This is a genomic window from Candidatus Nitrosopumilus sediminis, from assembly GCF_000299395.1.
Classification (GTDB): domain Archaea; phylum Thermoproteota; class Nitrososphaeria; order Nitrososphaerales; family Nitrosopumilaceae; genus Nitrosopumilus; species Nitrosopumilus sediminis.
On sequence record NC_018656.1, the window covers coordinates 1203529 to 1226125 of the forward strand.

The following is a 22597-nucleotide window of genomic DNA, read 5'->3' on the forward strand; positions in this document are numbered from 1 at the left end:
TAATGAAAGATCCGAATCACTATGCAAATATCTATAACGCATATGACAAAAATCCAAAAAAAATCAGAATTTTGGATAGTACATTGAGAGAAGGAGAACAACATCCAGGTGTTTCATTTACAAACAAACAAAGAATCCAGATTGCATGGATGTTGGATTATTTTGGTGTAGATCAAATTGAAATTTCACCAGTAGTTTCAAATGATCATAAAGAAGCAACTAAAACAATTATCAAACAAGGGCTAAAGGCAGATATTGTTTCTCATGGTCGTGCACTAAAAGAAGATATTGACATTTCATTAGATTGTGATGCAAAGTGGTGTGCAGCATATTTAGGAATTTCAGATATTCATCTTAAAGATAAATTACGAATTTCAAGAGAAGAAGCACTTGAAAGAGCAGTAGAAACAGTAGAGTATGCAAAGTCACATGGATTAAAAATACGATTTACAGTTGAAGATGGAAGTAGGGCGGAACCAGAATTTCTATTGAAAGTTTGTAAAGCTATTGAAGAAGCAGGTGTAGATAGAATTAGTCTTCCAGATACAGTAGGAATTTTACGTCCAATTGGAATGCATAATTTTGTCAAAAAAGTAAGAGAAGTTATAGACGTTCCATTAGACGCACATGTTCATAATGATATTGGATTTGCAGTAGCTAATGCATTTTCAGCATGTGATGCAGGAGTAGATCAAATTCATACTACTATTGATGGTATTGGTGAAAGAACAGGAATCCCTCCACTTGCAGAAGTTGCAGTAGCCTTAACTTACCTTTACAAATCACCAAATGATTTCAGATTGGACATGTTGCTGGATTTATCCAGATTGATTGAAGAATACACATCAATCAAACCATATGATTCTAAACCAATTGTAGGTTCATCAGCATACAAACACAAAGCAGGAACACATCTTGCAGCTATACTCAAAAACCCTGCGGCCTATGAGCCAATTCCTCCTAGAGCAGTTGGAAATAGAAGAAGAATAGTGTTTGGAGAACTAGCTGGAAAAACTGGCGCTGCATATTTGATGTCATTGTTAGGATTGGAAAAAGATGATGAAGGGGCAAAAGCTGTAGCTGCAGGATTAAAGGGCCTCAGAATGGGTGATCTGATAGAGATCCCTCTAGAAGACAGACTTGAAAAAAAGATAATTAATGATAAATAAAGAGGAGTTATGAAGAGATAATATGTCAAAATGTGAAGAATGTGATGCAGATATTTCCGTTCCAAGTGATGCACTTGAAGGAGAGATCGTAACATGTCCGGAATGTGGCGCAAGTTTTGAATTAGTTCAAGGTTCAAACGGTTTCGATCTAAAGCCAGCCCAAACGGTTGGCGAGGATTGGGGACAGTGAATCCTGACGTTACCATTCTTTACGATACCATCCGTTGGGAAGAAAAAGCTCTGCTAGAAGCCGGTAAAAAAAAGAACATTAACATCCAGATGGTCGATTGTAAGAAATTGGCAATAGATTTAGAAAAAAAACCTGAAGATTATGGCATTGTTATTCAAAGATGTGTAAGTTACTATAGAAATCTTCATTCAACTGCAGCTCTTGAAGGAATTGGTGTGAAGGTAATCAATTGTCTAAACACAGGGGTATTTGCAGGAAATAAATTATTCACACATATGTTACTAAAGAAATTTGGAGTGCCGACACCTGATGCAACTGTTGCTTTTTCAAAAGAAGCAGCTTTACAAGCATTAGATTCACAAGGATACCCAAAAGTGATCAAACCAACAGTTGGTAGTTGGGGCAGATTAATTTCAAAATTAAATGACAGAGATGCAGCTGAGGGGATCATTGAAAGCAGAGAGAACATGTATCCAATCTATCAAGTTCATTATTTGGAAGAATTTGTAAAAAGACCTCCAAGAGATATTAGAGCAATAATGATAGGAGACAAAATTGTAGCAGCAATTTATCGTACTTCTAAACATTGGAAAACCAACATGGCATTAGGAGGCACAGCAGAGCCATGTAAAGTAACGCAAGAAATGGAAGAAATGTGCATTAAAGCAAAACATGCAATTCAAGGAGATATTGTAGGTGTCGATTTGATGGAAAGTGATGAGAAAGGATTGGTCGTACATGAAGTAAACAACACTACAGAATACAAGAACACAGTAAGAGTGTGTGAAGTTGACATTCCTTCCTTAATGTTAGATTATGCACTGAAGATGGAAAAGTAGGAATGGACACTTTTACAGTAACACCAAGATTTGCAGTAAAGATGTTAGAGAAAGCACTCAGACTGTATACACCTTCTTTGAGTGAAAAACCAATGGCAGAATTCTTAGCAGACAAATGTGATGATTTAGGTTTTGAAGATATTCAGATTGATGAAGTAGGGAACATAATAGCAAAGAAAGGTTCAGGTTCTCCAAAAATAATGTTATGTGGACATATGGATGTAGTTCCAGGAAAAGTCAAAGTTAGAAAAGAAGGGGATGCATTGTATGGTAGAGGTGCATCAGATGCTAAAGCACCACTTATGGCAATGTTGTTTGCTGCAGCATCAATTCAAAACAACAATGGCACAGTATTTTTTGTTGGAGCTGTAGATGAAGAAGGAAATGCAACAGGAATTAAAAATCTCGTAAAGAAAGAAAGAGGTATCGATTATGCAGTATTTGGCGAACCAAGCGGAATTAAACAAGTCACTATTGCATACAAAGGAAGGCTGGCAATCAATCTCAAAATCAGTGTTGATGACAGTTCTCATGCAAGTGCACCATGGCTTTCAAAAAATGCAATTCAAGAATCTATGATTTTTGTAAAAGAACTAAAAGACAGATTAGAAGCAAATCAGGATGGTAGAACTAAAGGAATGTTACTTACAGTTACCATGACAGAAATCAAAGGAGGGACAAGTCACAATGTAACACCAAAGGATTGTGAGACCACATTTGATATTAGAATTCCTGTAGATATGAATTGTAAAACTATAGAACAGAAAATTGCAACACTTGTAAAAGAAATTGCTCAAGAAAGAGAAGTTGAAGCATTTTATTCAATTCTTGATGAAACAGAGCCATTTGAGGCATCTCATACTTCGCCTTTAGTCAGAGCATTTACCCTTGGCATTATGGAAGTTGAGCATTCAAGGCCAACTCTTATCAGAAAAACAGGTACTGGAGACATGAATGTTTTAGGCAATCAATGGAGTATTCCTGTAGTCACATACGGTCCAGGAGACCCACATGAGGCACATACAATTGATGAAAAAGTTTCAATTGATGAATATCTGAGAGGAATTGAAATTCTCAAGAAAACACTACAGCACTTAAAAAGACTTCATGATAAAAAAATTAAGTAATGCTCTGGTTTGTAGGTTTAGGAATTTCTGGATTCAAATCAATTCCTAGTGAGGCATTAGATGTTTTATCAAAGGCAGATATTGTTTATTTGGAGCAATTTACCAGCCCAATTGGAAAATCAGATTTATCAAAGATCAAAAATGCCACAAAAGGGGAATTCAAACTAGCAAAAAGATGGCTAGTTGAAGACGGTAATGAAATTTTAAAAAATGCAAAGAAAAAAAAGGTAGCACTATTAGCATATGGAGATCCATACATTGCAACAACTCACATTGAATTAAGAACGAGAGCTATAGAAGAAAAAATCAAAACACAATCCATTCATGCATCTTCATCACTTACTTCAATGATAGGAGAATGTGGTTTGCATTTTTACAAAGTAGGAAGAATTGCAACAATTATGAGTGAGATGAAATCACTAACAACTCCATACTATGTAATATACAAAAACATCATTGAAGGAAATCACACAGTTCTTCTTTTAGAATTTAATCAAGATAAAGATTTTTTCTTAGATCCAAAGGATGCACTAAATGGACTTTTAGAAACTGAAAAAGGACAGATAAGAAATGTGATTAGCCCGTCAACATATGTCATAATTGCATCAAGGATAGGATTCAAAGATCAACGTATTATTTCAGGTAAGATATCTAGTTTGAAGAAAACAGATTTTGGTAAACCACCACACACAGTTATAATTCCAGGAAGATTACACTTTACAGAATCAGACGCCTTGAAAATATTCAGTCAATGTATTGATGAACCATTTGACAATACAGAAAAAACAAAAAAATTTCAGTTCAAATGATGAAAAAATATGTCCCAATGGTAAGAGAAGCACTTGAAGAGGTAGAGCCATTATACAAAGATCAAAAGGAATTCCAAGTAATTTTGGAAAATGCTGAATTGTATGTCAAAGATGCAGAGAAATTTCTTGAAGACGGTCAAGATGAAGTAGCAATATTGAGTATCGGTTATGCTGATGGTCTTGTTGATGCATTAAGGCTGGCAAAAGGCCTAGATCCAAAGATGTAGATTTTAGCGATGAATTAAAGAGAGGGTCAAAAATAGAAAAAATATTGAAACAAAGTGAAAAAGCCATCCTGTCTATCATGTATGTATGTCAAATTGAAGGAAAAGAGGTATTTGAAGTAATTAGGAAAAAGACCATGTTTTCTGAAGATTTGATTAATTCAAAAATTGACGAATTGATAAAAAATCAATTAGTAAATAATGATAGAAAAACACTCACAGATATAGGAAGAAATTCATTATGTGTGGTATTAGCAGGAGGAGTTTTTGATATTATCCATCCAGGGCATATACATACATTAAATGCTGCAAAAAAATTAGGAGATGTTTTGGTGGTGGTGGTGGCTACTGATAATACAGCAGTAAAGATGAAAAAAAGAAGACCCCTTCATGCACAAGAACAAAGACAAGAATTGGTAAATTCATTGTCAATGGTAGATCTATGTTTAATCGGTCAAGAAGACGATATTTTCAAAACAGTAAACCACGTCAAACCACAAATAATTGCATTAGGTTATGATCAAGTTCATCAAGAAAAATTCATCATAGAAGGATGTAAGAAGATTGAGCTTGATGCAAAAGTTGCAAGGTTACAGTCCCCAATTCCTGAAAGTTCAAGCTCTAAAATTCAAAAAGAATACGGAGAATCCATTCACGGAATTTAGGAGTTTATTGGAATTTTAATTGATACTTTTGAACCATCCTTTAATTTAGCAATTTTTCTCAAACAAGTCTTCGAAATTAATTCTATAATAGAATCATCATGATGTGTACGCTCTAAAATAATTAATTCACAATTTGCAGAATTATTTAGTTTTGCAGCAAAGCATTTGACCCACCCATAGGTTCTTTTTCCATCTGAGAAGCTATTAATTTTGACACCCTCTAGAGTTTCAAATTGCTTAATTGCTTCTTGATGAATTTTTTGATCTAGTTTGACATTAAGGGTTCCAGGATATGGAACATAGCCAATTTTTGATTCAAATTGTTTTGTATAGCCTTTTAATCCCATATAGTATGCACCTTCACCCATTCCAGAAACCAATGTACCTTTGAGTTCAACATGAGAGGGAGAAGAATCAAGGCTTTTTTGTAACGTTGCAGAAAGTTTAACCATTTCAGAATATCCTTTTGGAGTAATTTTGACTGAAATATTCCTTCCATTGATTATTCGCTCAATGAATTGATTTTGTTCCAATTCTAGAAGATGTTTTGATGCAGATTGCTGTGATTTTTTGATGTTTTTACCAAGCGAAGACGTCGTAATAGAAACATAGTTGTATTTTGCACCTTTTGAGAGTAAATATGAAAGAGTTAGGATGTGCTGAATTTTTAGTTCAGTCATCTATTCTAAGATACACCCAAGTCACCGAATGTTTTTAGTGTCATTCCTTCAGAGTTTGATAATTTTGCAACTCTATGTCCAATTACACATTCAACACCAGCATTTTTGGCACCTTCTAAAAGTCTCTGGGTGATAATTCCATCCAACAAAAGATATTTGATTCCTGATTGAGATGATAATTTGCTTACAACCTCACTGATTGGAACTTTGAAAATCTCATTTTGATCACCATCTAATGCAATTGCTTCAAGAGTTTCATTGAGATTTGGGAATACTTTTGCGGCCATTTCGGCTATAGGTTTGTCATCTTCACTTTTTAGTTGAGGTGCAGGTTTTCCTTGTTTAATCTCATCAGCAATAGGTCTTAGGATTTCATCAATTCTTTGTGGAGTTAGTTCTTCTACCTCAACACCAGTGTCTGCTTGAAGTGCATAGTCTAAGTTAACAAGAGATTTGAGCTCTTTGAGAATGAATCCGCCAGATCTGTCACCATCAAGGAAGGCAACAACAGTATCCTTAGAATTACATAGTTCTTTGATGGATTCATCAATTTTAGCACCTTCAATTGCAAGAACATTATCATATCCAGCTCTTAGAAGATTGATTACATCGGCTCTTCCTTCAACCAGAATAACCCAATTAGAATCAGCAAGACCTGAACTACACGTTAGTTTTGATGGGCCATATGTGGATAGTTTTTTAGCATCACCTTGGTGAACGTCATTTAACATGCTTTCACCTTCACTAACAGTTTTAGTTGCCCATTTTTGTTTAATTTCTTTTGCACGTCTTACAATATCATCTTTCTTTGCAGCTCGAACATCATCAATAGCTTCTAATTTGAATTTACAATCAAATGGGCCTACTTTGTCAATACTCTCAATACCAGCTGCAATTAATGCACAAGTATCAATATCAGTGCTCATTGGAATTAATGCATCACCGCTTGTAGTGTTGGATGTAGATTTTGCATTAACTTCAATGCGACCTACTTTAGAAACTCGTTGCAGTTCATTCAGATTCATCTCTGGGCCTAACAGTCCTTCTGTTTGGCCAAAGATGGCGCCGATTATATCTGCTCTTTCAACGAGTCCATCGACTTCATAGGAAAGTTTAACGTGATATTTGACAATTCCTGATTGAGGCATAAACTATTCATCTCCTTTATTATCATAATTGGGGTTTTTACCTGCGATATATGAGGGTATCGCAAAAAATGATGTTAAAAATATAAAAAATTTCAAAAAATATGTTTATCATAGCAATCGCTAGAGAAACTAAAAATGAAAAATAATGAAAATTGTTTATTCAGTGCTAAATGAGTGACCACATGAACAGGATTTTGTAACATTTGGATTGTTAATTTTGAATCCAGAGCCCATCAGGCTTTCAATATAGTCTACGTTTGCACCTTGTAAATGATCAACGCTGTAGCTATCAACTAGAAGTTTAACGCCATTTTCTTCTAAGACAATGTCATCTTCTTCTGGTGCTTTTTCAAAACCCATTCCATATGATAGACCGGAACAACCGCCACCTTGAACGTATACTCTAAGGTATTCAGGGGCTTCTGCTTCTTCTTTCATAAATTCTTGGATTTTTTCAGCAGCTTTTGCGGTAACTGTGACCATTTTTTGTGTTTGCTCAGTTGCCATTATAAAGAAAAAAGGCGATTCAAATTATAATAAGCTTTTCCCACCAGACACACTAGTAATTCAGGAAATTGTGGGACATGCAATGAATATTTCTAGTGATCAGCAATATGTTTGACTAAATCACTAGATGTTAAAATTCCAACAACCTTATCATCGTCAATAACAGGTAATTTTTTTACATTTCTAGTAGACATCAAGTCAGATGCAATCCATAAATCAGAATCCGGATCAATTGAGATGAGAGGGGAAGACATTATTCTTCTAACAGGAGTATCAATAGGATAGGAGTGGGCAGTGATTTTAATTGCAAAATCCCTATCAGTTACAATTCCAACAGGCAAATTATTTTCCAAAACTATAACAGCTCCAATTCCAGTATCTTCCATCATTTTTGCAGCATCTGTAGCAGTAACAGAAGAATCAACAGATACAATAGAATTGTTCATGATTTGTTTTACCAGAGTTTTTTGTTGAACAGAATCAGGTGAAGTCATAGATAAATATTATGAAAAGAGATATTTCAAATGATAAATTGAATTTCAATTATGATAATCATGTTCATTAAAATCAGAGCCCAACGAAATTGACAGAAGTACTGTGGTATCAGTTGTTTGGAATTTTAGTTCTTTTTCAGGTAAGAAACTACGAAAGACTTGAGTTAACAATTGTTCAGCAAAAACAGACCACCTTAAACCTAAATCATGTTGAATCAAAAACGTATGCATATCGCCTTCTACTCGATGATCAGAGTTCATCCCAGATGCTCTCATGTAATCTTCTAATGTTTCAATACATCTTTTCAAATCATATCCACCTTTGATAAACAAAACAGTGTCCTTTATCATAGGAAACATCAAAGTGATTATTTCATCAATGTCTTTTCCATCAAGTTCTCCACCCAATGCTTCAAGGATTCCCTTTGGAACTGGAATCATTCCAATTTTACTAGAAAAACGATCCCATTGGACATATTTTTCTAGAATTTGTCTGACCAATACATTTTGTGAAATTCCTCTTTGTGTAGACTCAGTTTCTAATTCAGAGACGAGTTTTTCTGGTAGTCTGTACGTAATGCTTCGAGTAGATTCTTTTTTTTGGGAATGAATTTGTCTATTGGGTGTAAGATTTTCGTCCATCATTTTTAGCTCAAACAAAAATCTCCAACAGTTAACTTGCGTGTGAAGTATTTGGAACCAATTCCACAGTCGTGACCTCTAAATCACATTTTAGAGAAATGGATTTTACCCTACTCTTGTATAGAAAGTATTTCTTTCCATCCTGATTAATCGAGCCAGAAATAGCCAGTAATTTGGCATCATATAGAGTCTGTAATCTTCTATATACAGTGCTAATAGGAATTTTTTTTTCACTGGATATTTCCATTGCAGATTTTGGCTTTTCTAGAGTGTTATGCAGGATTAGTTTGCAATATTTATCAGCAAGTATTTCCAAAATGACCTGCTTTCTATCTTCATCCATAATTTTTTGAGATTGAATTAATTCTTGCATGAAAAAATAGGTTCAAAATTAAATATAACAGATTAGTTTACACTGCAAGACAATGTATACACATTTTCAGAGCCAAGATCAAATAATTTTAAGATCTCAACGATCGTAATTTTCAAAAATTATGTCTAATTACATCATTAAATCACATAAGAAGGTTCATAGAAGAACAACTCCACTTTTTTATTTTTATTTAATAATTTATAAAATATTTAGAGAACTATTTGAAAATCTACATAATCATTTAAATTTACAAAAAACATCGTAGTGTGTGGAAAATAAATCAAGAAAATTAGTCGTTCCAGTTTCAGTGTTAACAATATTATTAATTTCATTTTCCATAAATTTTGCAAACGCAGAACCAGTTCCAGAATGGGTAAAAAATACAGCATTGTGGTATGGTGAAGGGATTATTTCGGAAGAGGAATTTCTCAATATGATAAAATTTTTAATAGAAAATAAGGTCATTGTGTTAGATAGTATTACGGAGCCAGCCCCACAGATTGTAAATACACAAGTCATTATTCCAAATGGGAACTTTGATGTTACAGGTGCAGGATTTTACTCCCCCTTGAATCTGGAGATTGAAGTAGGAACCACAGTCACTTGGGTAAATGACGATTCAGTTCCTCACAATATACAAAGTATGGGCGATAGTGGAAAAGTCACACAGTTGTTTAACAGTCCGCCACTAAATACAGGTGACAGATTTGAATTTACATTTGAAAAATCAGGTGTGTATAATTACTTCTGTTCATTCCATCCTTGGAGAGTTGGAGTAGTTACAGTTTCTTAAAACAAAAAATAATAAAATAAGAAAGAAATTAGAAATAGCTATTTCTTGGACTTGTTTACAAATGCTGTCATTCGCTCTTCTCTGTCAGGATGAGTAAAGCAGTTTCTCCAAGCAAGAAGTTCTATTGCAAGTCCAGTATCAAGATCCGCATTTCTTCCTTTGTTGATTGCAACTTTAGACATCTGAACACCCATTGTAGAGTTTCCAGCTATTTGTTGTGCCATTTTCAAAGCTTCTTCTTGTAAAGATGCAAGTGGAACTACTTGGTTTACGAGACCAATTTCTTTTGCTTCTTCTGCTTTGACCATTTTACCAGTATAGACAAGTTCTTTTGCCTTTGCTATTCCCACAATTCTCATTAATCTTTGAGTACCACCCCATCCTGGAGGGATACCAATTGTTACTTCTGGCTGACCAAGTCTAGCCGTATCTGCTGCTATTCTAATATCACAAGACATTGCAAGTTCACAACCTCCACCTAGTGCAAAACCATTAACTGCTGCAATGGTTGGTTGTTTAACCAATTCAACAGTTTCAGTAACAAGCTGACCTGTCTTTGCATATTCAACGGATTCATCTGCAGAGATTTTAGACATGTATTCAATATCTGCACCAGCAGAAAACGCCTTTTCTCCCTCACCAGTCAAAATGATAACTTTAACGTCATCATTATGGTTTAGTTCTTCAAAGGTTTTGATTAGTTCTTTTGCAACATCAGTATTCATAGCATTAAGTTTGTCCGGTCTGTTAATTTTGACAGTACAAATGCCATCAGAAGTAGATGTGGTAACTAGTGACATGTTAATTTGACATGAGATATGGGAATTAAATGTTCTCTATTTTCCGAGTGTTTTTCCCCATTGAGCCAATGCGGAAGCTGCTGCAACCCAAGTTCGGAGATCTTGATAAACAGGAACATTGTGTTTTTCAATTAATTTTATCATTTTTTCAGTATATGGACCTCCATTGCCACCAGCAAGGATGGGTTTCTTATTTTTCTTTGACAATTCATCTAGAAAACCAACAATTGTTTCTTCAAGAGGATCATCTTGGAACACAAACCAAGGCATGGCAATATCAATATTTTTTTCAGCTAAAAATTGTTCAATAACAAATCTATAGTCATCAGCAGTTGCACCACCACCAACATCTGCAGGATTACCGTTATGGATTGGGACAGTAGGTGGGAAACGAGCCTTAATTTTTTTGAGAATTTGTGGAGATAGTTTTCCTATTGTAAGACCTAATCTTTCTAATTGATCAATTCCACCAATCATTGGACCAGCCCCATTACTTGTCATAGCAACACGATTGCCCTTTGCAGCTGGTTGCCATGCAAGTGCCTTTAAGACTCCCACTAGTTCTTGATAACTATCAACTGAAATAATTCCTGCTTGCTTGAATGCACCCATAATCATTGCATTTGAGCCTCCGAGTGAGCCTGTATGTGATGCAGCTTGTTTTGCACCGGCAGCAGTTCTTCCACTCTTCCAAATTACGATTGGTTTCTTTTTCTCTTTCATTACACGTTTAGCAGTATTGATGAATTTTCTACCATCACCGAATCCTTCAACGTATAATCCAATCACTTTGGTTTGAGGATCATTTGCAGCATACCATATCATGTCTGCCTCATCAACATCAGAACGATTACCAAAACTAATCATTTTCGATAAACCAAATACATCTGCACTTTCTAACATACTAATTCCCATAGTTCCGCTTTGGGAGAAGAATGCAACATTTCCTAATTTTGAACGAACCATTCTTTCTTGACCTTGGAATGCACAATCAAGTCTATTTGCAGCATTGAACATTCCAATACAGTTAGGACCTACTACACGAATTTTGTGTTTTAATGATAATGCTTTAACTTCAGCTTCCATTGCTGCTCGGTCACCACCAAGTTCTTTACCACCACCTGAAACAATAACAACATTATGAATTCCTTTCTTTGCACAGGTCTTCATAATTTCTCCACATGCTGAAAGATCAACACATACAACTACCAGATCAACCTTTGCAGTAATTGCATCTAATGATGGATAGCATTTGATTCCAAGAATTTCTTTTTGTTTAGGATTAATAGGATATACTTTACCTTTGTAATCTTGTTTTCCTAGTGCATCTAGTACAGAATTACCAATCTTTCCAGGTGTTGCAGATGCACCAACTAGTGCAACAGACTTTGGAGTAAAGAATGACTCCATAGATTCTATGTTGGGTTTTGCTTTGGAAATTGAATTCTTTTTCAATTTATTATTTAGAATAATTTTTGCATCAACTACAAAGTGGGATTTTGGATAAACAACCACAGGGTTAAAGTCAATACTGTTGATGTAATCTGCATTTTCTACGCCTAATTTTCCAATTTGAACTAACATTTTTGCCACCATGTTAAGATCAACAGGTTCGCTTCCTCTGAAACCTTTGAGGAGTTTGGAGCCTTTCAGTTCGTTTAACATTGATTTTGCATCAGATGTTGTAATAGGTAGCATTCTAAATGCAACATCCTTGAAGACTTCGGTCATAACTCCTCCCAATCCAGCCATAATCATTGGACCAAATTGTGGATCATTTTGAATACCTACAATTAACTCAATGCCTTTTGGAACCATCTTTTCCAAAAGAATTCCTTTAACTTCAACTCCTTTCTTTTTTGAAAGACGACCATGCATATCTTTGAATGTCTTTTTTACATCGTTGACATTGTCAATTCCAACTTTAACTCCACCAACATCAGTCTTGTGTAAGATTTGTGGAGATACTACTTTCATTACAAGAGGGAACCCAATTTTTTTTGCTTGCTTTACTGCATCTTCAGCAGAAGTAGCAAGTGCATATGGTGGAACTTTAACTCCATATGTTTTAAGAATGGATTTTGATAATTCTTCAGTGATGACTTTATGATCTGTTTGAATAATTTCTTCAAAAATTTTCTTGACAGCAGTCATCGTTCTATCGATAAAATTAGAATTAACTATATTAAACTTTGGTCAAAGGTCAAATGCATATTTGAAATTTTTGTAAAAATTATTCATATTTGATTTTACAATTGGAATATTTTCAACAAGATCTGAACGAATTTTTTGTGGATCGATGTAGGGTATTTTTTGTAATTTTTCTTCTGTATTATCAAGCCACAAATTCACCATATCTTCATTTACTTCTAAATGAAATTGCAGACCAACTGCACTCTTGTATTGAAATGCCTGATTTGGATAATGCTCAGATGATGCTAATTGAATTGCACCTTGGGGTAAATCAAAGGTATCTCCATGCCAATGAAATACAGTGAATGGATTTTTGAAGCCAGAAAAAAATAAAGAATTGCCACTAGTTTTCAAATCATTATAAAATCCGATTTCTTTTTTTGGTCCAGCGTAAACTTTGGCACCAAACGTTTTAGCAATTAATTGAGACCCCAAACAAATTCCAAGTATAGGAGTATCCTTTTCAACAGAATTTCGGATAAGTTGTTGTTCTGCTAGAAGATAGGGTAAATCGTCATTCGCACTTTCAGGTGCACCTAAAATCACAACAAGCGAAAAGTCTTTGTCTGGAAGTTTTTCATGTTTTGCGTTTACAGATGTAATTTCAAATCCATCTTTTTGTAAAAGTTCACCAAGATATCCCGAACCTTCAATCCGTGTATTTTGTATAAGTAATACATTAGACATTTTTCTAAACGTCTTGTCCTGTAACTACCCACTCAAGACATCTAAGAACACCCTGATAGTATTTCATGGCATCCATTGATTCGGATTTTACTAATTTTTCTTCAATCTTTTTTCTATATTCGGCAATTTCTGTTTCAGTTTTCATTTTATACAGTAATTCATCTTAGTGAATTAATTTATTGGTTTTCAACGTGATGTATTTTAATATGTTAAACCAGATTGGATGTAGTGTTAGTATCTGAACAAGAAATTCTTGAACTAAAAAAATTTGTATGTGAATTAAATGCCATAGAAAACGGAGTGGTGATTGTAGAGGGGAAGCGAGATTCTACTGCATTAAGAAAATTAGGTTTTACAGGTAAAGTTTTAGAATTTCATAGATTTACAGGAATGATTGATTTTGCAGATTCTGTTTCAAAACATGAAAGACTGATTATTCTTTTTGACAGAGACAAAAAAGGTAGAACGTTGACTGGAAAAACAATTCAATTATTACAAAGAAGGACAAAAGTAGATCTTTCCTTCAAAAGAAAATTACGCATAATTACAAAAGGAAAGATAATGTTTATTGAGCAATTAGTGAGTTACGAATCTTATCTAGTCTAAGATTATGGCCATATGCCTTTTTGGTTAAAGGCCTCAAGAACTCTTTCTACAGCTAATACCATAGTTGCCTTCCTCATGTCAATTTTATGCTTTTTGCTGAGTTCATATGCATCTTTGAATCCCTTTGTGATATTTTTTTCCATCTTGTTTGCAACCTCATCAAAGCTCCAATAGTACCCCATGTTATTTTGTACCCACTCCAAGTAAGATATACAGACACCACCAGAGTTTGCCAAGATATCAGGAATAACCAAAATTTTCTTTTTAGCAATAATGGGATCTGCTTCAGGTAATGTAGGACCATTTGCAGCTTCTCCTATGATTTTGCATTTGAGGTTATTTGCAATCTTTGCAGTGATTTGATTCTCTAATGCACCTGGAACTAGAATATCACATTTAGCAGTAAGTAATTCTTCAGTTGAAACTTTTTTACTTCCAGGAAATCCAACAACAGAGCCAGTTTTTTCTTTATACTCCATGAGTTTGCTAACTTTGGCACCTTTTTCAAATAAAATAGAACCTTTAGAATCACTTGCACCAATTACTTTGGCTCCCATCTTTTCCAAATAGATACCTGCAAATGTAGATGCATTTCCAAATCCTTGTAGAACAACTTTTGAAGTTTTAAGATTGATTTTCAATGCTTTAGCAGCTTCTCTTACACAGTATGCTGTTCCCAAACCAGTTGCAACGTTTCTTGCAAGTGAGCCTCCCATAGAGATTGGTTTTCCAGTAATAACACCGGGGGAATATTTGTTACCGTTTAATTTGCTAAATGTATCCATAATTTGGGTCATTTCTCTACCAGTGGTGTAAACATCTGGTGCTGGAATATCTTTTTCAGGTCCAATAATTTCAGAAATTTTATATGCAAATTGACGTGTTAGTCTCTCCATTTCACCATCGCTGAGTTTCTCAGTTTTTGGATTAACATAGATTCCACCTTTACCACCACCAAGAGGAATATCTACAATTGCACATTTCCATGTCATCCATGAAGACAGTGCCATGACTTCGCGTTCCATGTATTCGACTCCGCCTTCAGGATTAAAGTAACGAATGCCCCCTTTGTATGGACCTCTGTCATTGTTATGTTGACTTCTAAAACCTGTGAAAACTCTAATTTTTCCATTATCCATTTTTACTGGAATTTTAACTCTCATCATTTTATTTGGCATTGCCAAATATTCACGTAATTCTTTGTCTTTGATTCCAATAATATCGCATGCATCATTAACTTGTTTTGTTGCATTTGCAAATGGATCGTTTTTGACCAAGATAATTTTTCAAATTGTGCATATTATATTAACTTTAGTTCAAATTTTCAGATCGCTAATTTAGAAACCACATCACATGTAGATTTTTGTCTTATTCATTTTTCTATCTAATTTGTCAATGGCCTCATCAAGTGCACCAATGTTAATTTCAAGGAAATTAGACAAGTAAAATATTGCACCATATTTTTCACCAATTTTTGAAACCATATTATTTTTCTCAAGGACTTTCATGTGATGCTGAACGGCTTTGTAATCAAGTTCGAGTTTTTGTGCTAGTTGATGTGTATTATACCCTTGATCTAACAAATGAATGATTATTCGTAATCTTGTAAAGCCGCCTCTAGTACTTGTGAATAAGTATAGCAAGAGTTTCCTAGTCTGTTTGTCGGTTTTTCTTTGTTCTGAAGATTGTCTTGATCTAATGATTTCTTTGAATTCTAATAATTGATTGGTCATTTTCCCTGAGATAAGTAAAGTCAATTTTGCTTAAAACCCTATTTCCAGATCTTTTCCACATTCAGGCAAGATAATTACCCTTAAATTGACTGAGAATGAACTCGTGATATTATGATGGCATCGCGTGGTTATGATATGACCCCTACAATGTATTCACCAGATGGTAGAATATACCAAGTCGAATATGCAATTGAGACCGTAAAGAGGGGCACATTAGCTATTGGTGTCAAAAGTAAAGAAGGAGTGATCATGGCAGTTGAGGAAAAGCCTCGTACTTTGCAAACTAGTAATGTTACACAGAAAATTTTTCAAGTTGATTATCATATTGGCGTCGCTGCAGCAGGTTACATTCCAGATGCACGTGTTCAAGTAGATGGTGCAAGATTCTTCTCACAAGGAAATAGAATGACATATGATGAATCAGTTGAAGTTGCAACAGTTGCCAAACACCTAGCAGACCAAGCTCATCAATTTACACAGTATGGAGGAGTTCGTCCTAATGGTGTTTCAATGATTATTGCAGGGATTGATCAAAAAGGAGAATCAATCTATGTGACAGATCCTAGTGGAACATATGTTCAATTTGCAGCAGTTGCAATAGGTGCAGGTGCTGATGACGTAAATGCATTTTTAGAAAAACATTACAATGATGATTTGAGTTTGGAAGATGCTGCAGCTTTGGCAATAGCAGCAATTAATCTTAAGGCAGAAACAAAAGAAGGAGTAAGCCACATAAAAATGGCAAAAATCACATCTGAAGCAAAGATCTTTGAGAAAGTTTCAGAATCTGATTTACAAAATTATTCTCAAAACGCATCAAAGTTTGCTCCATAATTGAAATTTTGATTTGCAAGATATTCAAACAAGGATACTGAGACGATAGACTATGGGTTTAGGAAGTTATTGGGGAGAAGTAATGGAAGTACTTCGAGAGATCATTCCAGTTTACGACAAAGTCAATTCTATAATTTCATTAGGCAAAGATAAGGAGCATCGAATTCGCGGAATTTCACAAAGAGTACTTCCAGGCAACAAAATCCTGGATGCAGGATCAGGTTTTGGAAACATGTCAAAAACTGCAATGAGATTAACTGATGGTAACATCTCAATTACACTTTATGATCCTCTAGTACCCATGTTAAAAAATACAGGCACATTCTTTGAAAAAACTCTAGATATGGCAAATGGTGTTTTTGAACATATTCCATTTAGAGATGAAGAATTTGACGCAGTATTATGTGGCTATTCATTAAGAGATGCAATCAATTTGAGAATTGCAATATCTGAAATTCATAGAGTATTAAAAAAAGGTGGAAGATTTGTAATAGTAGATTTGGGAAAACCTGATGAAGTATTTTTCCGAGCAGGAGTCTCATTTTATCTTAGATGTATTTTACCGATTCTTGCATTTGTTGCAGGTGGAAGATTAGGATTAAAGTTCGGTACTCTGTATGGAACATACAAAAGATGGCCCAAAAACAAAAAACTAGAACAGTTAATTTTAGAAAAATTCTCAAGAATAGAATTTGAGAAAGATCTTATGGGTGGGGCAATAATGGTTGCAGCATACAAATGAATAGAGTCCTCATTCTTGTCAACATCACGGGTTTTATCATAGGGATTTCATATGGATTACATGGCCCAATTTTGCCAGTATTTGCAAAAAATATCATAGGTGCAACATATTCTGAACTGGGATTAATTGGATTAACAAATTTTATTCCATACATGTTCATCCCATTGTTTGTAGGAATTTTACTAGATAGAATTAACAATGGATATTTACTAACATTGGGTGCCGCAATAAATTCGGCATCAATTTATCTTCTATCGATTGCACAGTCAGTTCCAGAAATTATGGGATTTAGAATTATGACAGGTATAGCACATGCATTTTTTTGGCCCCCATGCGAGGCTATAATTTCAAACGAAAGTTCAGAAAAGAACAGAGTAAAACACATTTCATGGTTTACAATGTTTTTTGTAATTGGATTCATGGTAGGACCATTGCTCGGAACAGCATTCCTTGAAGGGTTTGATATAACATATAGGATTTTATTCCAAATTGCCGCATTTATTCTCGCAGCTGCAATAATTTCTTCACTTTTAGCCTCAAAGAAAAACATAAAGAAACATCAAGAACGGTTCACATTTTCATCAATTAAGGAAATGAAGCGATTTCCCGAAGTTATAATATTGCTAATTTTCGGCACTTCTTCTTTTGGAATAATCCTCACAATTTATCCAGCATTTCTCAATGATAGTGGAATGTCAGCAACAGATATTTTGATATTGTATTTTGTTTTTGGAATATCACGAGTTGTATCTCTTGCATTTGCAGGAAAGTTAGCAAGAAAGACAAGTCAAACTTTGATTGCAGGAACTATTGCAGTCTCAACAGGGTTGGCGATATCGATGGTTGCAGATTCAATCATTACATTTGGAATCGCTTTAGTCCTAATGGGATTTGGATTTAGTATATTTTTCCCATTAACTCTGGAAATAATTTTGAGTAAAACTAGAAAGAAAATTTCAGGCAAAATTATTGGTGCATTTGAAACAGTTTTTGGAATGGGTTGGGCAATAGGGCCAACCATAGGAGGACCAATTACACAATCATTTGGAAATGAAACACCATATCTTGTTTTTTGTATTATAGGATTCGTAGTTGCATTATTTGCAATATGTGTTAGAAAGAAACTAGAACCACAGAAAATCTTGAATTAGATATCCATTGTTCCACGTTTTTTGGTGCAAATATCAAGTGCATCTACTATTTCAGTTACAAAGACTTTGCCGTCACCTTTAGTTCCTGTACAAGCAACATTTGCAATTGCATCTATTACTTCATCTAATTTAGGATCATCTACAACACAGATAATCATATCTCTACTGAAATATTGTCCAACTAGAGGAGGATCTTGTGCACCTTGTCCTTGAACTTGATGAACAGTTACACCGCCAACACCGACTTTTTTGATTGCAGTGATTACTGCATCTTTTGTTCCTGCTGGAACAATTGCCTCAATTTTTTTCATAAAAGTTCTCAGCTCTGAATTTATTTAAATCAATAAGTGCTTCTCATGAATGATATTCAATGGCAAGTCACTAATTCAGGCACAAATACAGACATTACGTTTAATTTCAAATTAGACAATATCAAGACATGTTTGATTATTCATTAAATATTGGCGGCAGTGAATGGATGATCATAATTTTTGTTGCAATTGTTTTGATTTTAGGTACAGGGAAATTACCAGGAGCTGCAAGAAAAATGGGGAAAGCAGTTAACGAATACAACAAAGCAAAAAATGAGATTCAAGACCAAATTAAAGAAGCAACAGAAGAAACACCCAAAATTTCAGGGCCTGTAGAAACAGAGCGAGAAAAGTTAGAAATGATTGCAAAATCAGCAGGAGTAAAAATTGGAGATAAAACAGATGATGAACTAAGGGAAAGCATTGCATTGAAGATGGGGCAAAAAAGAAAAGAAGAACCTGAAAAAAAAGAATAGTTATTTTGATTTTTTAATTCTATACGTATCAGTATCAAGTCGTTTCTTAGCAAATTTATAATATTCTGGAACTATTTCAAAACCAAGAAATTTTCTTTTTAGAGACTTGCTAACTACTGCAACTTGACCTGAACCAAGAAATGGATCAAATACAACATCGTTCTTTTCGCTTGAATATTCTAACAGTTTTTTAATTATTTCAGAAGGCAGTTTTGTAGGAGTTTTTTCATCACCGGTCCAATATTCTCTTTTGATATTCCAAACATCCTCCTTATCCTTATAATGAAGACTGCGTCCATCATCTGTTTTTTCATCTTTTTCAAACCTAGAAAATGGAAAAAATTTTCGTTTCTTATCATCCTTGCAGACATAAAGACAGTGGTAATGAGAAGTTACAAATTTCTTTTTAGTGACAACACCGAATTGATATTTCCAGATTACGTGATTTACGGTAGTAAACCCAACATCATCTAATGCACGTAAAATATCTTTGAGGTTATTCCATCCTGAAAATACATACATGCTTCCAGAATCTTTTAAGATTCGAAAGACTTCACTCATCCAAGCAAATGTAAAATCATAATAATCCTTAGGCAAGATTTCATTATATCCAGAGAGTACTCGAGATGATGTTCGATTGTAATTTGCCTTTTTAGCCTTGAAATTTATGGCAAATGGAGGATCAGTGATGACAAGATCAATTTTATTTTTAGGAATTAAACTCATTCCTTCAATACAATTTTGATTGTAAATTTTGTTGATTTCTATTTTTTTCAATTTTAAATTCAAAACTTCACTCCAGCTTAATAATGTCATGGACCAAAATGCCTACTAAACAATAAATCATCAAGCATTTCTTATCAAATAGATCTTGAAGTTCTCATGTCCTAAATGCAAGTCAAAAATTGAAATTCAAAAAACATTCAATAAAAAAATGCACGTATCTTGTGAAAAATGCGGGATTGAGGATCTCTTAGAATTCTCAAAGAATCCAGACGAGGTATTTCTAGAATTTCTTTCAAGGTTTGACAAGGGACTGGTAACAGAAAGAGGACTGTCTGAAGGACTCAAAGACGAGGGAATCGTCAGGGGAGAAAGTGAAATTAAGGAAATGATTGGAAAGAACAAACCAGATAAAATTACAGAAGAAATACTATATTCAAAAAAAGACTATATCTCACAATACAAAGTTTTGAGCAATCCTGAGCCTAAAATGGGCTGCAAAGTAGAAGATTTGGGACTGGATGAATCAATTACAGAGCACCTCAAAGAACTGAATATAGAAAAATTTTACAGATTTCAACAAGATGCGATTGAGGAGATAACATATGGTGAAAATGTCGTAATTGAGGCACCCACTGCATCTGGAAAAACAGAAGCATTTCTAATTCCAGTTATTCAAAGAATAAAAAAAGATGCAAGCGAAGGCAATGTCTTTGCAATCTTTGTATATCCAACTAAAGCATTAGCACGTGACCAACATCCAAAAATTCAAAAATTTGCAGAGAAAATAGGTATCAAAGTCAAGGTCTTTGATGGAGATGTAAAATTAGAAGAACGCAGAGAAATAATAGACAACCCACCTCATATTTTGATCACAAATTTTGATGTTCTGCATTATCACATGTGGCACCAAACAAAATTTTCATCATTACTAGCATCAACTAGGATTCTTGTAACAGATGAGGCTCATGTATACTCTGGGATTTTTGGAACAAATGTTCATTATATAATTAAAAGACTCAAAAGAATTTGCACTAACAAATTACAGTTTGTTGCAGCTTCAGCTACACTTGATGATGCAAAAGAATTCTGTCAAAAGTTGTTCGGGGAAAAGATGCAAAAAATTCAGGGTTCAGGTAAAAAAGGGCAGACAGATTTTACAATGTTATTTCCATCACTTCGAACACAGAGGGCACTCATGGTAGAATTGACAAAGAAACTAACTCAAAAAAATCACAAGACAATGATTTTTAATAATTCGCATCTAAATTCTGAATTACTAGCAATACAGGCAAAAAGACAAAAAGTGAACATCAAAGTTCACAGGGCAGGATTGATGGCAAATTACAGAGCATCAGTTGAGAGGCAATTCAAAGAAGGGAATTTACAAGCAATATCATGCACTCCTACGCTTGAATTAGGCATAGATGTGGGCAATGTTGACTGTGTAATATCATCTACCATTCCAGTAAACAGACTAATCCAAAGAATAGGAAGAGCCGCAAGAAAAGGTCAAAGAGGATATGCATTTTTGGCATTAGGAAATGATCCAATATCACAATACTACAAAAATCATCCAGAGGACTATTTTGAAGACATTGAAAAAATATACATCGATCCCAAGAACCCATTTGTTGAAGAATTCCAAGTATTGGCCATGGCATGTGATAGACCCATATCAAAACACGAACTAAAAGAACATCAAGAAATTATTGAACAACACATCATTAATGAGAATTTAAAGGAGTTTAACAATAGGATCATTCCAAATTTTGATAAAATTAATTCCATGTTAAATGACTATAGCATTAGAGGGATTGGAAAATCAATTGATATTTTTCTTGATGGAAAAAAAGTGGGCGACAGAGTGTTGCCAATTGCATTAGAAGAACTACATAAAGATGCAATCTATTTTCTAGCAGGTGTACGTTACAAAGTAAAAGAATTTGATTATCCAAAAAACAACTATGCAAAACTAGAGCGAATTCCAAGAGACTATCCATACTATACAAAATCATTAACAGAGGAATGGCCAACTATTGAAACAGTTTTTGAGAGAAGAAATGCAAATGGTATTGAAGTTGCATTCTGTAAATTGCACATAGAAAAAAAAGTATACGGTTATGTCAATATCGAATTAGGGCAAGAGATAACTCAAGGTGAAAAAGTTCAACTAGATGCTCCTTTAGAATATGATTTTGTTACAAAGGGAATTGTATTTCATGCACCCAGACCTCTCAAAGTGATTGAAGAATCAGAAGATGAGGAATATACAGAAGCCAGTGGATATCATGCAACAGAACATGTTGTAATAGAAGGCAGTAATATGATTACAGGTGGAGTATCACAAGATTTGGGAGGTATATCATTGGGTGCATCAGGCTTGATTTTCATCTATGATGGGGCAATCGGTGGGAGTGGTGCAAGCAAAGCCCTCTATGACAGATTTGAGAAAGCCCTAGAACGTAGCATGTTCATAGTAAAGGAATGTCCTTGTAAAAACGAATCAGGATGTCCCAGATGCACGTTCTCCTACAGATGTGGCAACAACAACGAGTATCTACACAAATATTCAGCATTGGAAATTTTAGAGAGAATTAATTCAGGAGAAAAAACGGAGCTGACAGATCCTGTTGAAGGAGATAAACCTCTAGTATAACAAATCAAAATGGGATAAATAT

Annotated in this window: 28 protein-coding genes; 14 read left to right on the forward strand and 14 right to left on the reverse strand. The window is 34.5% G+C overall.

The window, feature by feature from the left end; translation table 11 throughout:
• Positions 1-2: 2 nt before the first annotated feature.
• From NSED_RS07220 to NSED_RS07245, 7 genes are read left to right on the forward strand one after another with little or no spacing between them, the layout of a single operon-like run.
• Complete coding sequence (locus NSED_RS07220; RefSeq protein WP_014965599.1) at positions 3-1169, forward strand: LeuA family protein; 1167 nt, start codon at positions 3-5, stop codon at positions 1167-1169.
• A gap of 22 nt (positions 1170-1191) precedes the next feature.
• Complete coding sequence (gene lysW/argW, locus NSED_RS10995) at positions 1192-1359, forward strand: alpha-aminoadipate/glutamate carrier protein LysW (protein ID WP_014965600.1); 168 nt, start codon at positions 1192-1194, stop codon at positions 1357-1359.
• On the forward strand, positions 1356-2198 hold the full coding sequence (gene lysX, locus NSED_RS07230; RefSeq protein ID WP_014965601.1) for a lysine biosynthesis protein LysX: 843 nt from the start codon (positions 1356-1358) through the stop codon (positions 2196-2198). Before lysW/argW ends, lysX begins: the two co-directional genes overlap by 4 nt.
• Positions 2199-2200: 2 nt before the next feature.
• Entirely contained in the window at positions 2201-3325 is a 1125-nt protein-coding gene (locus NSED_RS07235; protein ID WP_014965602.1) for a M20/M25/M40 family metallo-hydrolase, read from the forward strand.
• Positions 3325-4134 (forward strand): diphthine synthase, encoded by an 810-nt coding sequence (gene dph5, locus NSED_RS07240; RefSeq protein ID WP_014965603.1) that lies wholly within the window; start codon positions 3325-3327, stop codon positions 4132-4134. Before NSED_RS07235 ends, dph5 begins: the two co-directional genes overlap by 1 nt.
• Complete coding sequence (locus NSED_RS10785; protein WP_014965604.1) at positions 4134-4361, forward strand: DUF357 domain-containing protein; 228 nt, start codon at positions 4134-4136, stop codon at positions 4359-4361. Before dph5 ends, NSED_RS10785 begins: the two co-directional genes overlap by 1 nt.
• Positions 4362-4405: 44 nt before the next feature.
• Positions 4406-5023: an FAD synthase family protein gene (locus NSED_RS07245; RefSeq protein WP_014965605.1), complete on the forward strand. Its 618-nt coding sequence runs from the start codon at positions 4406-4408 to the stop codon at positions 5021-5023.
• Here the strand turns inward: NSED_RS07245 and NSED_RS07250 are convergent.
• From NSED_RS07250 to NSED_RS07275, 6 genes are all read right to left on the reverse strand, one after another.
• Complete coding sequence (locus tag NSED_RS07250) at positions 5020-5703, reverse strand: DUF120 domain-containing protein (protein ID WP_014965606.1); 684 nt, start codon at positions 5701-5703, stop codon at positions 5020-5022. The two genes, NSED_RS07245 and NSED_RS07250, sit on opposite strands and share 4 nt — an antisense overlap.
• A gap of 5 nt (positions 5704-5708) precedes the next feature.
• Positions 5709-6851: a DNA primase DnaG gene (gene dnaG / locus NSED_RS07255; protein WP_014965607.1), complete on the reverse strand. Its 1143-nt coding sequence runs from the start codon at positions 6849-6851 to the stop codon at positions 5709-5711.
• A gap of 156 nt (positions 6852-7007) precedes the next feature.
• A complete protein-coding gene (gene erpA / locus NSED_RS07260) occupies positions 7008-7358 on the reverse strand; it encodes an iron-sulfur cluster insertion protein ErpA (RefSeq protein ID WP_014965608.1) in 351 nt (116 codons plus the stop codon).
• 92 nt (positions 7359-7450) lie between these two features.
• Entirely contained in the window at positions 7451-7852 is a 402-nt protein-coding gene (locus NSED_RS07265) for a CBS domain-containing protein (protein ID WP_014965609.1), read from the reverse strand.
• 45 nt (positions 7853-7897) lie between these two features.
• A complete protein-coding gene (locus tag NSED_RS07270) occupies positions 7898-8494 on the reverse strand; it encodes a hypothetical protein (RefSeq protein ID WP_026090089.1) in 597 nt (198 codons plus the stop codon).
• A 31-nt stretch (positions 8495-8525) separates the two neighbouring features.
• Positions 8526-8867: a helix-turn-helix domain-containing protein gene (locus NSED_RS07275; protein ID WP_014965611.1), complete on the reverse strand. Its 342-nt coding sequence runs from the start codon at positions 8865-8867 to the stop codon at positions 8526-8528.
• A 268-nt stretch (positions 8868-9135) separates the two neighbouring features.
• Between NSED_RS07275 and NSED_RS07280 the strand changes: the two genes are divergently transcribed.
• Positions 9136-9660, forward strand: a complete 525-nt coding sequence (locus tag NSED_RS07280; RefSeq protein ID WP_014965612.1) for a cupredoxin domain-containing protein — start codon at positions 9136-9138, stop codon at positions 9658-9660.
• A gap of 38 nt (positions 9661-9698) precedes the next feature.
• Here the strand turns inward: NSED_RS07280 and NSED_RS07285 are convergent, their stop codons facing one another.
• From NSED_RS07285 to NSED_RS10565, 4 genes are read right to left on the reverse strand one after another with little or no spacing between them, the layout of a single operon-like run.
• Complete coding sequence (locus NSED_RS07285) at positions 9699-10460, reverse strand: enoyl-CoA hydratase/isomerase family protein (RefSeq protein WP_014965613.1); 762 nt, start codon at positions 10458-10460, stop codon at positions 9699-9701.
• A 36-nt stretch (positions 10461-10496) separates the two neighbouring features.
• Positions 10497-12614 (reverse strand): 3-hydroxypropionate--CoA ligase, encoded by a 2118-nt coding sequence (locus NSED_RS07290; RefSeq protein WP_014965614.1) that lies wholly within the window; start codon positions 12612-12614, stop codon positions 10497-10499.
• A gap of 42 nt (positions 12615-12656) precedes the next feature.
• Positions 12657-13340: a type 1 glutamine amidotransferase gene (locus tag NSED_RS07295; protein WP_014965615.1), complete on the reverse strand. Its 684-nt coding sequence runs from the start codon at positions 13338-13340 to the stop codon at positions 12657-12659.
• Between the two features lie 4 nt (positions 13341-13344).
• The gene (locus tag NSED_RS10565; protein ID WP_014965616.1) at positions 13345-13485 is read right to left on the reverse strand and encodes a hypothetical protein; all 141 of its coding nucleotides are present in this window, start codon (positions 13483-13485) and stop codon (positions 13345-13347) included.
• A gap of 83 nt (positions 13486-13568) precedes the next feature.
• On the opposite strand from NSED_RS10565, the gene NSED_RS07300 reads away from it, so the two are divergent.
• Positions 13569-13946 carry a toprim domain-containing protein gene (locus tag NSED_RS07300; protein ID WP_016940236.1) on the forward strand — a complete coding sequence of 126 codons (378 nt, stop codon included), beginning with the start codon at positions 13569-13571 and terminating at the stop codon, positions 13944-13946.
• A 2-nt stretch (positions 13947-13948) separates the two neighbouring features.
• Here the strand turns inward: NSED_RS07300 and NSED_RS07305 are convergent, their stop codons facing one another.
• Positions 13949-15223 carry a Glu/Leu/Phe/Val family dehydrogenase gene (locus NSED_RS07305; protein WP_014965618.1) on the reverse strand — a complete coding sequence of 425 codons (1275 nt, stop codon included), beginning with the start codon at positions 15221-15223 and terminating at the stop codon, positions 13949-13951.
• A 72-nt stretch (positions 15224-15295) separates the two neighbouring features.
• Positions 15296-15679 (reverse strand): ArsR/SmtB family transcription factor, encoded by a 384-nt coding sequence (locus tag NSED_RS07310; protein ID WP_016940235.1) that lies wholly within the window; start codon positions 15677-15679, stop codon positions 15296-15298.
• Between the two features lie 111 nt (positions 15680-15790).
• Between NSED_RS07310 and NSED_RS07315 the strand changes: the two genes are divergently transcribed.
• The 3 genes from NSED_RS07315 to NSED_RS07325 all read left to right on the forward strand — a co-directional run bounded on the left by NSED_RS07315 (position 15791) and on the right by NSED_RS07325 (position 18406).
• Entirely contained in the window at positions 15791-16513 is a 723-nt protein-coding gene (locus NSED_RS07315) for an archaeal proteasome endopeptidase complex subunit alpha (RefSeq protein ID WP_014965620.1), read from the forward strand.
• Positions 16514-16595: 82 nt separating this feature from the next.
• Positions 16596-17255 carry a class I SAM-dependent methyltransferase gene (locus NSED_RS07320; RefSeq protein WP_237737683.1) on the forward strand — a complete coding sequence of 220 codons (660 nt, stop codon included), beginning with the start codon at positions 16596-16598 and terminating at the stop codon, positions 17253-17255.
• Positions 17252-18406: an MFS transporter gene (locus NSED_RS07325; RefSeq protein ID WP_014965622.1), complete on the forward strand. Its 1155-nt coding sequence runs from the start codon at positions 17252-17254 to the stop codon at positions 18404-18406. The genes NSED_RS07320 and NSED_RS07325 overlap by 4 nt, the downstream gene beginning before the upstream one ends.
• Here the strand turns inward: NSED_RS07325 and NSED_RS07330 are convergent.
• Positions 18403-18717: a P-II family nitrogen regulator gene (locus tag NSED_RS07330; RefSeq protein WP_014965623.1), complete on the reverse strand. Its 315-nt coding sequence runs from the start codon at positions 18715-18717 to the stop codon at positions 18403-18405. The genes NSED_RS07325 and NSED_RS07330 overlap by 4 nt on opposite strands.
• A gap of 128 nt (positions 18718-18845) precedes the next feature.
• Here NSED_RS07330 and NSED_RS07335 point away from each other — a divergent pair, with 128 nt between their 5' ends.
• The gene (locus tag NSED_RS07335) at positions 18846-19193 is read left to right on the forward strand and encodes a Sec-independent protein translocase subunit TatA/TatB (protein WP_014965624.1); all 348 of its coding nucleotides are present in this window, start codon (positions 18846-18848) and stop codon (positions 19191-19193) included.
• Here NSED_RS07335 and NSED_RS07340 read toward each other — a convergent pair whose 3' ends face one another.
• Positions 19194-20009: a DNA-methyltransferase gene (locus NSED_RS07340; protein WP_016940234.1), complete on the reverse strand. Its 816-nt coding sequence runs from the start codon at positions 20007-20009 to the stop codon at positions 19194-19196.
• A 55-nt stretch (positions 20010-20064) separates the two neighbouring features.
• On the opposite strand from NSED_RS07340, the gene NSED_RS07345 reads away from it, so the two are divergent.
• Positions 20065-22575 (forward strand): DEAD/DEAH box helicase, encoded by a 2511-nt coding sequence (locus tag NSED_RS07345; protein WP_014965626.1) that lies wholly within the window; start codon positions 20065-20067, stop codon positions 22573-22575.
• The last annotated feature ends 22 nt before the right edge of the window (positions 22576-22597 follow it).